Genomic DNA, 13,175 nt, shown 5'->3' with positions numbered 1-13,175 from the left:
GGCAGCGACGCGTGCGCCGCTGCCTCGAATGCTCCTGCCGGGAAGGGCCGGTGGGGCCCGGGAAAGGTCAGTCCTTCGTCACACCGGTCCCACCGGCACCGTCGTCCTTCGGGCCTGCGCCCCCTGCGCCCCCTGCGGGCGGGCCGGGCACGGCCTTCACCGCGGGGATGCCGTCGGCCGGGGCGCCGGGCGCCACCTTGATGCCGGTCCTGGCGCGGCGGCCGCGCTTCTCGATCCACGTCGCCAGCGCCGAGAGCAGCAGACACATCGCGATGTAGATCGTGCCGATGACGACGATCGTCGAGACGTACGGGTACTGGCCGTTCACCTGGGTGTTGGAGGCGATCAGACGCGCGGTCTGGAGCAGCTCCGGGTACAGGATGATGAAGCCGAGCGAGGTGTCCTTGAGGGTCACCACGAGCTGACCGATGATCGTCGGCAGCATGGCCCGGACGGCCTGCGGCATCAGGACGCTGACCATGACCTGCGTCTTGCTCATGCCGAGCGCGTACGCCGCCTCGCTCTGCCCCTTGGGCACCGAGTTGATGCCGGCCCGCAGCACCTCGGCCTGCACGCAGCCGTTGTAGACGGACAGGCCCGCCGCGAGCGCCCACATCGAGTAGTCGGTGAGGAAGCCGACCCAGATGGCGTAGATGGTGATCAGCAGCGGGAGCGAACGGAACAGCTCGATGAAGGTGGCCGCCGCCCAGCGGACCGGCTTGTGGTCGGAGAGCCGGCCCACCACCAGGAGCACACCGAGGACCAGCGAGCCGATCGCGGCGAGACCGAACGCCTTGAGCGTGGCGATCAGGGCGTCGGCGATGTTCTGCCGGATGCCCGTGTAGTTGAAGATGTCCCACATCTCCGGGGCGAGGTGCCCCTTGTCGGCGAGCCGCACGATGCTGATGGCGATCAGCGCCGCGATGGCGAGGGTGCCGACGACGGCGTAGATCCGGTTGCGGACGACGGCCTTGGGACCCGGGGCGTCGAAGAGAACGCTGGCGCTCATCGGGCGACCTCCATGCGACGCTCCAGCAGCCGGAAGAGGCCGCTGATGGTAAACGTGACGACCAGATAGCCGAGGGCCACCCAGATGAAGACGGGGACGATGTCGTAGCCCTTGTCGCTCATCAGCTTCTGCCAGCCGAACAGTTCGGCGACGCTGAAGGCCCCGGCGATCGCGGAGTTCTTCGTGAGCGCGATGAAGATGCTGCTCAGCGGCGGGATCACGGTCCGGGTCGCCTGGGGGAGCACCACGATCCGGAGCGTCTGCGCGAACGTCATGCCGATCGAACGCGCGGCCTCGGCCTGCCCCAGCGGCACGGTGTTGATGCCGGAGCGGACCGCCTCGCACACGAACGACGAGGTGTAGAAACCGAGCGCCAGCGAGCCGAGCACGAACGGGCTCATCCCCGGGAAGAGGATCTCGGGCACGACGAAGAAGAAGATCAGGAAGAGCAGCGTCAGCGGGGTGTTGCGCATCAGCGTCACCCAGGCGGTGCCGAAGTACCGCAGTGGCGGCACCGGCGAGACCCGGAATCCGGCGATGAGCACACCGAGGACCAGGGCGATAACCGAGCTGACGGCGGTGATCGACACGGTTCCTATGAAGCCGTCGCGGAACTCTGGAAAATTGTCGAGCAGTACGTTCATGAGGTCTCCGCGTCGGCGGTCAGCGGCATCAGGGCAGGGGAAGGGGCGCCCCGTACGCTCGCCGTGCCCGGGGAAACCGGTCCGGCGGGGGAGTACGGGACGCCTGGGTCACTCGTGGGGCGTCGGTGACGGGGTGACGGGGTGACGGAGGCGGCCGTCGGACGGCGGGCCGGAGCCCACCGTCCGACGGCCGGCGGCGTCAGTAGCGCTCGATGGCCGGCGGGTCGACGTAGTCCGAGCCGGAAAGGCCCAGCGTGGCCTCGTAGATCTTCTTGTACGTGCCGTCCTTGACGCGGTCCTCCAGCGACTTGCTGATGGCCTCGCGGAGCACCTTGTCGTCCTTGTCCATTCCGACGCCGTAGGGCTCGTCGGTGAACGGCTCGCCGACGACGTGGAGCTTGCCGGAGTTGGCGGCGGCGTAGCCCTTGAGGATCGAGTCGTCCGTGGTGACGGCGTCGACCTGCTTGGTCAGCAGCTGCTGCACGCAGTCGGAGTACTTGGCCAGCTCGACGACCTTCGCGCCGTACTCCGGCTTCTTGATCTCCTGGAGCGGGGTGGAGCCGACGATCGAGCAGACCTTCTTGTCCTTCACCGACTCCTTGCCGGTGATCGACGTGTCGTCCTTGCGTGTCAGGAGAGCCGCGCCGGCCTTGTAGTACGGCCCGGCGAAGCCGACCTGCTTCTTGCGCTCGTCGTTGATCGTGTACGTGCCGACGTAGTAGTCGACCTGCCCCTTGGAGATGGCCGTCTCACGGACGCCGGAGTCGACGGTCTTCCACTCGATCTGCTTCTCGGAGAAGCCGAGGTCGGCCGCGACCATCCTGGCGATCTCGATGTCGAAGCCCGAGCGCTCCTTGGTCGACTGGTCCTCGAAGCCGAGGTACGGCTGGTCGGCCTTGGCGCCGATGATCAGCTTGCCGCGCTCCTTGGCCTTCTTGAAGACCGGCGAGTCCAGGTCGACGCCGGTGGCGGCGGTGTACTCGGGGAGCGCGGGAGCCTCGGAGGAACCCGGCTTCGTGCCACCCTGCTTGTCACCGGCGGAGCCCTCCTTGCCACCACACGCGGTCGCGGTCAGGGCGAGGACGGCGATGGCCGCTACGGCGGCGGACTTACGGAGCTTCATGGGAACAATCCTTAGGTCGTTGGTCGTAGGTCGTTGTCGTCAGTGGTGAAGGATCTTCGACAGGAAGTCCTTGGCCCGGTCGCTGCGCGGGTTGCTGAAGAACTGGTCGGGCGTCGCCTCTTCGACGATCTTCCCGTCAGCCATGAACACGACGCGGTTGGCGGCGGAACGGGCGAAGCCCATCTCGTGGGTGACGACGATCATCGTCATCCCGTCCCGGGCCAGCTGCTGCATGACTTCGAGGACCTCGTTGATCATCTCCGGGTCGAGAGCCGACGTGGGCTCGTCGAAGAGCATGACCTTCGGGTCCATCGCCAACGCCCGTGCGATCGCGACGCGTTGCTGCTGGCCACCGGAGAGCTGCGCCGGGTACTTGTCGGCCTGTACGCCGACGCCCACCCGGTCGAGCAGGGTCCGGGCCTTCTCCTCCGCCGCTTTCCTGTCGGCCTTGCGGACCTTGATCTGGCCCAGCATGACGTTCTCCAGCACCGTCTTGTGTGCGAAGAGATTGAACGACTGGAAGACCATGCCCACGTCGGCACGCAGCCTGGCCAGCTCCTTGCCCTCCTGGGGCAGGGGCCTGCCGTCGATCGAGATCGCTCCCGAATCGATCGTCTCCAAGCGGTTGATCGTGCGGCACAGCGTGGACTTGCCGGACCCGGAAGGCCCGATGACAACCACGACCTCGCCACGGGCGATGGTCAGGTCGATGTCCTGGAGCACATGCAGCGCGCCGAAGTGCTTGTTGACGTTGCTCAGTACGACCAGGTCGTTCGCCGCGGGCGCGGCATCCTCGGCGTCCTTGGTCACTGAAACTCCGCTCATCGGCTTCTTGCTCCGTCCTCCTCGGTTGAACAAGGACACTAATGACGCAGTGCTACCAACGTCATTACATCTGAGCGGAAATTGAGCATAACGATCCGGCGGCAACCGGACACTCCGCGTGAACAGGACGCCCCGCGCCGCCCGGAGGCGTACCGGGTGCATAACGGAAACCCTGCTGTAACCGGCAGGCTCTTGACTGACGTGCCGCTCATCGGCATGGATGCCTTCAGAGAGGTGGACGCGAAGCGTCGATGAACGGGAGTCCTCACGAAGGGTCTTCCCGGTGAAGCAGGGTGGAACGCGGGACTGCACCCGGTGACACCGTGCAACTGTTGTGCGAACGAACCCGAGGAGCCGTACGGCCCCCGGAGACACGGAGGGGAGGGTCATGAGACTGCTGCTCGTCGAGGACGACGACCATGTCGCGGCGGCCCTGTCCGCCGTGCTCGCCCGGCACGGATTCCAGGTCGTGCACGCCCGCAACGGCGAGGAGGCCCTGCGCGCGCTGCTGCCCGCCGAGAAGGAGCCCTTCGGGGTGATCCTCCTCGACCTCGGCCTGCCCGACCAGGACGGCTACGAGGTGTGCGGGAAGATCCGCAAACGCACCGCGACTCCCGTGATCATGGTCACCGCCCGCGCCGACGTGCGGTCACGCATCCACGGACTCAACCTCGGCGCCGACGACTACGTCACCAAGCCGTACGACACCGGCGAGCTGCTCGCCCGTATCCACGCGGTCGCCCGGCGCACCACCAGCGGTGAGGACGCCGCGCCGACCCCCGTCGCCGCCCTGCGCCTCGGGCCGGTCGCCATCGAGCTGCCGACGCGCCGGGTCAGCGTCGACGGCTCGGAAGTCCAGCTCACCCGCAAGGAGTTCGACCTGCTGGCCCTCCTCGCCCAGCGCCCCGGCGTCGTCTTCCGCCGCGAGCAGATCATCAGCGAGGTCTGGCGCACCAGCTGGGAGGGCACCGGACGCACCCTGGAGGTCCACGTCGCCTCCCTGCGCTCCAAGCTGCGGCTGCCCGCCCTGATCGAGACCGTGCGGGGCGTCGGCTACCGGCTCGTCGCACCGTCCGCGTAACGGGCGGGTACGTCTCCCGGTGCGCTCCCGTCTGCTCCCGCTGCTCATCGTCCTGATGGCCGCCGTCCTGCTCACCCTCGGCCTCCCGCTCGCGGTGAGCGTGGCGGCGGCCGAACAGCAGCGTCTGGTGATCGACCGGATCGACGACACCGCACGGTTCGCCGCCCTGGCGCAGTCCATCACCGACATCTCCCCGGACAGCGAGGAGCGCCGCCGCACCCTCCAGACCGACCTGGAGCTCTACGCCTCGGTGTACGACATCCGCGCCGGCGTCTTCTTCCGGGATGACCGGGCCCTGGCCAAGGCCCCCGGCTTCTGGACCCTGCCCGTCGAGGGGGAGGGGCGCACGGCCTTCAGTGAGGCGCTGCTGGGCCGCCGCTCGCACGACCCCCCGCAGGTCTGGCCCTGGCACGACGGCCGCGTCGTCGTCGCCTCACCCGTCGTGCGCGACGGCGACGTGGTCGCCGTGGTCGTCATCGACTCGCCCACCGGCGAGATGCGGTCCCGGATCCTGCGGACCTGGCTGTTCATCGGCCTCGGCGAGGCGCTGGCCCTGCTGGTGGCGGTCGGGGCGGCGGTCCGGCTCACCGGCTGGGTCCTGCTGCCCGTACGGACCCTGGACGCGGCCACCCGCGACATCGCCGGCGGCCGCATGCGCTCCCGGGTCGCCGCCTCCGCCGGGCCGCCGGAGCTCAGACACCTGGCCCGCTCCTTCAACGAGATGGCGGACAACGTCGAGGACGTGCTGGAGCAGCAGCGCGCCTTCGTCGCCGACGCCTCGCACCAGCTGCGCAACCCGCTCGCCGCCCTGCTGCTGCGTATCGAGCTCCTTGCCCTGGAGCTGCCCGAGGACAACGAGGAGATCGCCGCCGTGCGCACCGAGGGCAAGCGGCTGGCCCGGGTCCTGGACGACCTCCTGGACCTCGCGCTGGCCGAGCACGCGGAGGCGGACCTCCAGCTGATCGACATCGTTCCGCTCACTGCCGAGCGGGTCGCCTCCTGGCGCCCGATGGCGGAGCGGGAGGGGGTGGCTCTCACTCTGGGAGGAGCCCCGGCGGCCACCGCCTGGGCCGACCCCATCGCGGTCTCCAGCGCCCTGGACGCGGTTATCGACAACGCCCTGAAGTTCACCCCCGCCGGGGAGGACGTACGGGTCACCGTCGCCGTAGGAGCCCTCGCGGCGACCGTTGTCGTCGCCGACCGGGGCCCCGGCCTCACCGAAGCGGAGCTGGAACGGGTCGGGGACCGCTTCTGGCGCAGCGCCCGCCACCAGAACGTCAGCGGATCGGGCCTGGGCCTCTCCATCTCCCGGGTGCTGCTCGCGGCGGGCGGCGGCTCGATCGCGTACGAGCACCACGAACCGCACGGTCTGCGGGTGACGGTTTCGGTCCCCCGCGACCTGCCGGGCGGCTGAGTCGAGGGGCCGCAGAGGGGCACCGGGAGATCAGGGCCGACGGCGGCTCAGGGTTGGCGACGGCTCGGGACCGGCTACGACTCAGGGCTGGCTACGGCTAAAGACCGGCCTCACGGCTTCACCGAGCGGTAGTAGTCCTTGGCCCCGTCGTGCACGTCCAGCGGATCCGTGTAGATCGCCGTCCGCAGATCCACCAACTGCGCCGCGTGAACCTCGCGGCCGATCCGGTCCCGACTGTTGATCACCGTCCGGGTGAAGACCTCGGTCATGGCCGCGTCCGTACGGTCGGTCGTGACGATCAGGTTGGCGATGGCGACCGTGGGCACCGACTGACCCTGCTGGGCCTGCGGATAGGCGTCTGCGGGCATCATGGCCGACCGGTAGAAACGGGTGGGACCGGTCGCCGCCTGCAACCTCGCGACCAGGTCCGCCTCCAGCGGCACCAGCCGGATGGCGAAGCGCTGCGACAGCTCCTGCACGGCCGCGGTCGGCAGCCCGCCCGACCAGAAGAAGGCGTCGAGCCGACCCTGGATCAGCCGTATGGGCATGGTGTCGATGCCCACGGGCACCGGGGTGATGTCGTCGGCCGGATCGAGCCCCGCCGCCGTCAGCAGCCGGTCCGCGACCAGCCGCACCCCGGAGCCCTCCTGGCCGACGCCCACCCGCTTGCCCCGCAGGTCGGAGGCCTTGCGGATGTCGGAGTCGCGGGGGACGACCAGCTGGACGTAGTCGTCGTACAGCCGGACGCAGCCGCGCAGCCGCTGGGCCCCGGGCCTGCCGTCGCGCAGATAGGTGGCCACGGCGTCGGCGGTCGCGATGGTGAAGTCCGCCTCGCCCGTCGCCACCCGGGCGAGATTCTGCTGCGACCCCTCGCTGGTCCGCAGCCGTATGGACACCTCCGGCATGTCCTTGCGGAGCGCACCCTCCAACCGTTCCCCGTACCGCTGGTAGACGCCGCTGGGCACCCCGGTGGAGAAGGTGAGCGGCCCGCTCGGCTCTCCCCCGTCCCCCGCGGGCCGCAGCCACCACGCGAGCAGCCCGAGCACGACGGCGAGGACGGCACCCGTCTGCAGGGTGCGCCGGCGGCCGAATCGGGACGGAGCGTGGGACATGCGCGCGATCCTGCCAGCTCACCCGCCCCGCTGGCCAGGCTTCCCCGTGAGGCCCGGCCCACGGCGGACGGGCGGGGGCGGGGAGCGGCAGGGACAGCGCCGGTAGGGGCAGGGGAAGGGGACGGGAGGGGGCTGTCCGTCAACCGCCTACCCTTGTCCCATGAGCAGCGGCAACCGGAGCGAAGCAGTGGACGTCCAGAAGAGCTACGAGGTGCGCACCTACGGGTGCCAGATGAACGTCCACGACTCCGAACGGCTGTCGGGTCTCCTGGAGGGCGCCGGTTATGTCCGGGCCCCCGAAGGTTCCGACGGCGACGCCGACGTCGTCGTCTTCAACACCTGCGCGGTGCGGGAGAACGCCGACAACAAGCTTTACGGAAACCTCGGCCGCCTCGCGCCCATGAAGGCCAAGCGCCCCGGGATGCAGATCGCCGTCGGCGGCTGTCTCGCGCAGAAGGACCGCGACACCATCGTCAAGCGGGCCCCCTGGGTCGATGTCGTCTTCGGCACCCACAACATCGGCAAACTGCCGGTCCTCCTGGAGCGCGCCCGCATCCAGGAAGAGGCGCAGATCGAGATCGCGGAATCCCTGGAGGCCTTCCCCTCCACGCTCCCCACCCGCCGCGAGTCCGCCTACGCCGCGTGGGTCTCCATCTCGGTCGGCTGCAACAACACCTGCACCTTCTGCATCGTCCCGGCGCTGCGCGGCAAGGAGAAGGACCGCCGCACCGGCGACATCCTGGCCGAGATCGAGGCCCTGGTCTCCGAGGGCGTCTCCGAGATCACCCTGCTCGGCCAGAACGTGAACGCGTACGGCTCCGACATCGGCGACCGCGAGGCCTTCTCCAAGCTGCTGCGCGCCTGCGGCTCCATCGAGGGCCTGGAGCGCGTCCGTTTCACCTCGCCGCATCCCCGCGACTTCACCGACGACGTCATCGCCGCCATGGCCGAGACACCGAACGTGATGCCGCAGCTGCACATGCCGATGCAGTCCGGCTCGGACCGCATCCTGAAGGCGATGCGCCGCTCCTACCGCCAGGAGCGCTTCCTGGGGATCATCGAGAAGGTGCGTGCCGCGATGCCGGACGCCGCCATCTCCACGGACATCATCGTGGGCTTCCCCGGCGAGACCGAGGAGGACTTCGAGCAGACGATGCACGCCGTCCGCGAGGCGCGTTTCGCCAACGCGTTCACCTTCCAGTACTCCAAGCGTCCCGGGACCCCCGCCGCCGACATGGACGGTCAGATCCCCAAGGCGGTCGTCCAGGAGCGGTACATGCGCCTGTCCGCCCTCCAGGAGCAGATCTCCTGGGACGAGAACAAGAAGCAGGTCGGACGCACTCTGGACGTCATGGTCGCGGAGGGCGAGGGACGCAAGGACGGTGCGACCCGACGCCTCTCCGGCCGCGCCCCCGACAACCGGCTGGTCCACTTCACGCAGCCCGAGAGGGCCGTGCGCCCCGGCGACGTGGTGACCGTCGAGATCACCTACGCCGCCCCGCACCACCTGCTCGCCGAGGGCACGCCGCTCGCCGTACGGCCCACCCGTGCGGGCGACGCCTGGGAGAAGCGCGACACCGAGGCCGCCGCCAAGCCCGCCGGAGTGATGCTCGGCCTCCCCGGCATCGGCGCCCCGGACCCGCTCCCGGCCGCCGCGGCCCCGGCCTGCGGCATCGGCTGACGGCTTCGGGCGTCAGCCGTCGGCGCCGGGCCACGGCATCCGGCCTGCGGCTTCGGGCGTCAGTCGTCGGTGTCGGGAGTCGTCGGCCGTGGGCGCCGGGCCACAGCCCATGGTTCCCGGCTCACGGCTTCGGGCGTCAGCCACCGGCCCCGGGCCACAGCCCATGGCTCACGGCTCCCGGCTTACGGCTCACGCGCGGCCGGGGCCGGCCCCGGCCCACCGCCCTTGCCCCAGCCGCCGCCCACGGTCGGTGGGTCCCGGCTCCCGCCTCGCGGCAAGTACGCTGACCGCCATGCTTGTCGCCGCCGCCGTGTGCCCCTGTCCGCCACTCCTGGTGCCCGAGGTCGCCGCCGGGGCCGCCCCCGAGCTCGCCGCCGCGCGTGACGCGTGCCTCGACGCCGTGGGGGTGCTCGCCGCCTCGCGCCCGGACCTGCTCGTCGTCGTGGGGCCGGGCGACGACCGGTCCGCCGGGCCCTACCCGGCGGGGGCGCGCGGTTCCTTCCAGGGCGTCGGCGTGGACCTCGGCGTGATGCTCGGCGACGCACCCCGGGGCGCCGCCGCCCCGGGCCGGCCGCTGCCCCAGTCCCTCACGGTGGGCGCATGGCTGCTGGGCTGGGCCCGATGGGCGGGCGCTCCCGTCGAAGGGCTCGCCGTGGCGGAGCGGGAGGCCGCCGAGCAGTGTGCGGAGGCCGGACGCTCCCTCGCCCGCCGTGCCGAGCGGGTCGCGCTCCTGGTGATGGGCGACGGCAGCGCCTGCCGCACCCTCAAGGCGCCCGGCTACCTCGACGACCGGGCCGCCGCCTTCGACGTACGGGCCACCGAAGCGCTCGGCGCCGCGGACCTCGACGCCCTCGCGGCGCTCGACGTGACGCTCGCCCATGAGCTGAAGGCGGCCGGCCGGGCCCCCTGGCAGCTGCTCGGCGGCGCCGCGCGGGACGCCGGTCTCGCCGGACGGCTGCTGTACGAGGACGCCCCGTACGGCGTGGGCTACACCGTCGCCGCCTGGTCCTGAACGGACCGGCGGCGGGCGCGGAGCACTCGGCTCCACACCCGCCGCCGGGGCCCGGCCACCGCGTCAGGAAGCGGGCGGCGGCGGAGGAGGGGTGCCCCCGTCCTTCTGCCCCAGCTTGTCCACGGCCTCCTTGGCCTTGCGCGTACCCGAATCGATCTTGTCGCTGTATTTGCCCTTGGTCTTCTGGTCGACCGTGCGTGCGGCCTTGTCGAGGCCCTGCTCGATCTTGCCCCCGTGCTGCTGCGCGAGGTCACTGACCTTGTCCTTGGCCGGTCCCAGCTTGGCCTTCAGGTTGTCCAGGAACCCCATTGGGTCACCTTCCGTGCAGTGAGGACTGTTCGCGGGAGCGTTCTCCCGCCCCCATTGTCCGTCACCTGTCCGTTCCTGCCGTTTTTACGCGCCCTATAGCGCCCTGCAGCGCCCTGCGGCGTTTTCCGAGCGCATCCTTGACGTCGCCTTCCGCACTCGGTTCGGTTGCCTTCCGCACGCGGCCCGGTCGCCTTCCGTACTCGGTGTGTTCGCCCTCCGCACCCGGTGTGTTCGGGACGGTCCGGATATTTGGGAGACTGTCCGGGTGACCCCTCCCACCTCCGCCCCCCGCGTCATCACCGTCGTAGGCCCCACCGCAGCCGGAAAATCGGATCTGGGGGTCTTTCTCGCCCAGCGGCTCGGCGGCGAGGTGATCAACGCCGACTCCATGCAGCTCTACCGGGGGATGGACATCGGCACCGCGAAGCTGACGCTCCCCGAGCGTGACGGCGTGCCGCACCGGCTGCTGGACATCTGGGACGTCACCGAGGCGGCCAGCGTCGCCGAGTACCAGCGCCTGGCCCGCCTGGAGATCGACCGGCTGCTCGCCGAAGGACGCACGCCCGTCCTGGTCGGCGGATCCGGGCTGTACGTGAAGGGCACCATCGACGCCCTGGAGTTCCCCGGTACGGACCCCGAGGTGCGCGCCCGTCTCGAAGCGGAGCTGGCCGAGCGCGGCTCGGGCGCCCTGCACGAACGCCTCACCGCCGCCGACCCGGACGCCGCCCGGTCCATTCTGGCGAGCAACGGCCGCCGTATCGTCCGCGCCCTCGAAGTCATCGAGATCACCGGCAAGCCCTTCACCGCCAACCTCCCCGGCGACGAGCCTGTCTACGACTCCGTACAGATCGGCGTCGATGTGGACCGCCCCGAACTGGACGAGCGCATCGCGCTGCGCGTCGACCGGATGTGGGAGGCGGGACTCGTGGACGAGGTGCGCACCCTGGAGGCCTCCGGGCTGCGCGAGGGCCTCACGGCCTCGCGGGCCCTCGGCTATCAGCAGATCCTCGCGGCGCTCGCGGGGGAGTGCACCGAGGACGACGCGCGGGCCGAGACCGTGCGCGCCACCAAGCGCTTCGCCCGCCGTCAGGACTCGTGGTTCCGCCGCGACCCGCGTGTCGTGTGGCTCGCCGGCGGACACCGAGACCGGCGGGAACTCCCGCACCGGGCGCTGACGTTGGTCGAACGAGCGGTCACAGCCTGATCACGTGATGGCATCGGGAAGCTCCGCCCGTCAATTCGGCGCCCGTGATCGTGCCATCATCGAGCATCGATCCACCAGTGGAGTCCGAGTTCCGAGTTGGGAGGGCGCGTGGCGATGGAGGCCGGCCCTCGCGACACGGAGCAGCGCGACACAGAGCACGACGTGCCGTCACCGCGGGAGACCGCGGGACGGCTGAGCCCGGACGGGCCCGACGAGCAGGACGTGCCCCCCGAGGTCGAGGTCGAGCTGCGGCCCACCCGCAAGCTGCGGATCTGGCAGCTCGCGCCCATCATCGTGCTGGCCGCGGTCGGCTCGCTGATGTTCGCCTTCCCCCTCGCCTTCGAGTTCGGCGACGGCGGCGCGATCGTCGCCATGCTGGGGCTCCTGATCAGCTGCTGCGCGGCCGGCTGGGGCATGATGGCGGCCCGCCGCGTCGGCCACACCTGGCCGGGACTGCCCTCCCGCGGCTCGGGCGACCGCCCCGACTGGCGGGTGATCGCGCTGTACGTCGCGACCGGCGTCGCCCTGGTCGCCCTCGCCGTCTGGCGCGTGGCCCGGCTGCGCTGACGGCCGCGGTGGGCCCGGTACACCGGGTCCGATCGCGCGGGTCACAGGCCCGGACACCGGGTCGAGTCGTGCGGGTGCACGGACCGGGGTGCTGGGTCGCGTCGGGCGGGTGCACGGGCCAGAGCGCCGGGTCCGCTCGTGCGGGTTGTCGGTGCCGCCTCGTACAGTTGGCCTGTGAGCACCTCGCAGATCGCCTTCCTCAAGGGTCACGGCACCGAGAACGACTTCGTGATCGTCCCGGACCCGGACAACGCCCTCACGCTGCCCGCCGCCGTCGTCGCCCGGCTCTGCGACCGCCGGGCCGGCATCGGCGGGGACGGACTGCTGCACGTCGTGCGGTCCGCCGCCCACCCCGAAGCGCGGGACATGGCGGACGCCGCCGAGTGGTTCATGGACTACCGCAACGCGGACGGCTCGATCGCCGAGATGTGCGGCAACGGCGTTCGCGTCTTCGCCCACTACCTTCAGCGCGCCGGTCTCGTCGAGGAGGGCGACCTCACCGTCGCCACCCGGGGCGGCCCCAAGCGCGTGCACCTCGCCAAGAACGGCGACATCACGGTTTCCATGGGACGCGCGCTGCTGCCCGAGGAGAGCGTCACGGTCAGCGTCGGCGACCGCAGCTGGCCCGCCCGCAACGTCAACATGGGCAACCCGCACGCCGTCGCCTTCGTCGACGACCTCGGCCATGCCGGTGATCTGTTCACCGCCCCGCCCATCAGCCCCGAGGCCGTCTACCCCGAGGGCGTCAACGTCGAATTCGTCGTCGACCGGGGCCCGCGCCACGTCGGCATGCGCGTCCACGAGCGGGGCTCCGGCGAGACCCGGTCCTGCGGCACCGGCGCCTGCGCGGTCGCCGTCGCCACCGCCCGCCGCGACGGCGCCGACCCCGCCGGGACCGGCCTCCCCGCCACGTACCGGGTGGATCTTCCCGGCGGCACGCTCGTCATCACCGAGCACCCCGACGGCGCGATCGACATGACCGGACCCGCCGTGATCGTCGCCGAGGGCGTCATCGACCCGTCCTGGCTCGACACGGAAGCCCTCTAGGAAACCTGCGACCCGAGACCGTCCCGAAGCAGCCACCCGGCCGGATTCGCTCGAAACGGTGATCGGCCGGAGCTTCGCTCGAATGGGTGATCCGTTTCACGCTGGGCGAGAGCTGGACTGCGCCACGTGGTGGGGTCGATAGCATCA

The 13,175-nt window shown here is 70.8% G+C and carries 13 protein-coding genes; 7 read left to right on the top strand and 6 right to left on the bottom strand.

The window, feature by feature from the left end; translation table 11 throughout:
* Window positions 1-67: 67 nt before the first annotated feature.
* The 4 genes from ACGF2Y_RS23305 to ACGF2Y_RS23290 all read right to left on the bottom strand — a co-directional run bounded on the left by ACGF2Y_RS23305 (window position 68) and on the right by ACGF2Y_RS23290 (window position 3,601).
* Entirely contained in the window at window positions 68-1,009 is a 942-nt protein-coding gene (locus tag ACGF2Y_RS23305) for an amino acid ABC transporter permease (RefSeq protein ID WP_392950636.1), read from the bottom strand.
* Entirely contained in the window at window positions 1,006-1,653 is a 648-nt protein-coding gene (locus ACGF2Y_RS23300; RefSeq protein WP_392950634.1) for an amino acid ABC transporter permease, read from the bottom strand. The genes ACGF2Y_RS23305 and ACGF2Y_RS23300 overlap by 4 nt, the downstream gene beginning before the upstream one ends.
* A 199-nt stretch (window positions 1,654-1,852) precedes the next feature.
* Entirely contained in the window at window positions 1,853-2,776 is a 924-nt protein-coding gene (locus tag ACGF2Y_RS23295) for a glutamate ABC transporter substrate-binding protein (protein ID WP_392950632.1), read from the bottom strand.
* Between the two features lie 39 nt (window positions 2,777-2,815).
* The gene (locus tag ACGF2Y_RS23290; protein WP_392950630.1) at window positions 2,816-3,601 is read right to left on the bottom strand and encodes an amino acid ABC transporter ATP-binding protein; all 786 of its coding nucleotides are present in this window, start codon (window positions 3,599-3,601) and stop codon (window positions 2,816-2,818) included.
* A gap of 388 nt (window positions 3,602-3,989) precedes the next feature.
* On the opposite strand from ACGF2Y_RS23290, the gene ACGF2Y_RS23285 reads away from it, so the two are divergent.
* A complete protein-coding gene (locus tag ACGF2Y_RS23285) occupies window positions 3,990-4,682 on the top strand; it encodes a response regulator transcription factor (RefSeq protein ID WP_392950628.1) in 693 nt (230 codons plus the stop codon).
* A gap of 19 nt (window positions 4,683-4,701) precedes the next feature.
* Window positions 4,702-6,096, top strand: a complete 1,395-nt coding sequence (locus ACGF2Y_RS23280; RefSeq protein ID WP_392950626.1) for a sensor histidine kinase — start codon at window positions 4,702-4,704, stop codon at window positions 6,094-6,096.
* Window positions 6,097-6,206: 110 nt separating this feature from the next.
* Here ACGF2Y_RS23280 and ACGF2Y_RS23275 read toward each other — a convergent pair whose 3' ends face one another.
* Window positions 6,207-7,208: a TAXI family TRAP transporter solute-binding subunit gene (locus ACGF2Y_RS23275; protein ID WP_392950624.1), complete on the bottom strand. Its 1,002-nt coding sequence runs from the start codon at window positions 7,206-7,208 to the stop codon at window positions 6,207-6,209.
* A gap of 160 nt (window positions 7,209-7,368) precedes the next feature.
* Here ACGF2Y_RS23275 and miaB point away from each other — a divergent pair, with 160 nt between their 5' ends.
* Both miaB and ACGF2Y_RS23265 read left to right on the top strand, forming a co-directional pair.
* Window positions 7,369-8,889 (top strand): tRNA (N6-isopentenyl adenosine(37)-C2)-methylthiotransferase MiaB, encoded by a 1,521-nt coding sequence (gene miaB, locus ACGF2Y_RS23270; protein WP_392950622.1) that lies wholly within the window; start codon window positions 7,369-7,371, stop codon window positions 8,887-8,889.
* Between the two features lie 292 nt (window positions 8,890-9,181).
* A complete protein-coding gene (locus tag ACGF2Y_RS23265; RefSeq protein ID WP_392950619.1) occupies window positions 9,182-9,901 on the top strand; it encodes a class III extradiol dioxygenase subunit B-like domain-containing protein in 720 nt (239 codons plus the stop codon).
* 63 nt (window positions 9,902-9,964) lie between these two features.
* Here ACGF2Y_RS23265 and ACGF2Y_RS23260 read toward each other — a convergent pair whose 3' ends face one another.
* Window positions 9,965-10,210 carry an antitoxin gene (locus tag ACGF2Y_RS23260; protein ID WP_392950617.1) on the bottom strand — a complete coding sequence of 82 codons (246 nt, stop codon included), beginning with the start codon at window positions 10,208-10,210 and terminating at the stop codon, window positions 9,965-9,967.
* Between the two features lie 265 nt (window positions 10,211-10,475).
* Between ACGF2Y_RS23260 and miaA the strand changes: the two genes are divergently transcribed.
* From miaA to dapF, 3 genes are all read left to right on the top strand, one after another.
* On the top strand, window positions 10,476-11,414 hold the full coding sequence (miaA, locus tag ACGF2Y_RS23255; protein ID WP_392950614.1) for a tRNA (adenosine(37)-N6)-dimethylallyltransferase MiaA: 939 nt from the start codon (window positions 10,476-10,478) through the stop codon (window positions 11,412-11,414).
* 114 nt (window positions 11,415-11,528) lie between these two features.
* Window positions 11,529-11,981, top strand: coding sequence for a hypothetical protein (locus tag ACGF2Y_RS23250; protein WP_392950696.1), 453 nt, complete (start codon window positions 11,529-11,531; stop codon window positions 11,979-11,981).
* A 174-nt stretch (window positions 11,982-12,155) separates the two neighbouring features.
* Window positions 12,156-13,028, top strand: a complete 873-nt coding sequence (gene dapF / locus ACGF2Y_RS23245; RefSeq protein ID WP_392950612.1) for a diaminopimelate epimerase — start codon at window positions 12,156-12,158, stop codon at window positions 13,026-13,028.
* Window positions 13,029-13,175: the final 147 nt, after the last annotated feature.

It is taken from the genome of Streptomyces sp. NPDC048142 (genome assembly GCF_043202835.1).
In the GTDB taxonomy this organism is placed as follows: Bacteria; Actinomycetota; Actinomycetes; order Streptomycetales; family Streptomycetaceae; genus Streptomyces.
This window is presented reverse-complemented; position numbering and strand designations above follow the sequence as displayed.

Bases quoted from the DNA above. Each gene is read 5' to 3' on its own strand.
- ACGF2Y_RS23290 (WP_392950630.1), bottom strand. From the start codon at position 3,601: ATGAGCGGAGTTTCAGTGACCAAGGACGCCGAGGATGCCGCGCCCGCG.
- ACGF2Y_RS23300 (WP_392950634.1), bottom strand. From the start codon at position 1,653: ATGAACGTACTGCTCGACAATTTTCCAGAGTTCCGCGACGGCTTCATA.
- ACGF2Y_RS23260 (WP_392950617.1), bottom strand. From the start codon at position 10,210: ATGGGGTTCCTGGACAACCTGAAGGCCAAGCTGGGACCGGCCAAGGAC.
- miaB (WP_392950622.1), top strand. From the start codon at position 7,369: ATGAGCAGCGGCAACCGGAGCGAAGCAGTGGACGTCCAGAAGAGCTAC.
- ACGF2Y_RS23295 (WP_392950632.1), bottom strand. From the start codon at position 2,776: ATGAAGCTCCGTAAGTCCGCCGCCGTAGCGGCCATCGCCGTCCTCGCC.
- ACGF2Y_RS23250 (WP_392950696.1), top strand. From the start codon at position 11,529: ATGGAGGCCGGCCCTCGCGACACGGAGCAGCGCGACACAGAGCACGAC.
- ACGF2Y_RS23275 (WP_392950624.1), bottom strand. From the start codon at position 7,208: ATGTCCCACGCTCCGTCCCGATTCGGCCGCCGGCGCACCCTGCAGACG.
- ACGF2Y_RS23265 (WP_392950619.1), top strand. From the start codon at position 9,182: ATGCTTGTCGCCGCCGCCGTGTGCCCCTGTCCGCCACTCCTGGTGCCC.
- ACGF2Y_RS23285 (WP_392950628.1), top strand. From the start codon at position 3,990: ATGAGACTGCTGCTCGTCGAGGACGACGACCATGTCGCGGCGGCCCTG.
- ACGF2Y_RS23305 (WP_392950636.1), bottom strand. From the start codon at position 1,009: ATGAGCGCCAGCGTTCTCTTCGACGCCCCGGGTCCCAAGGCCGTCGTC.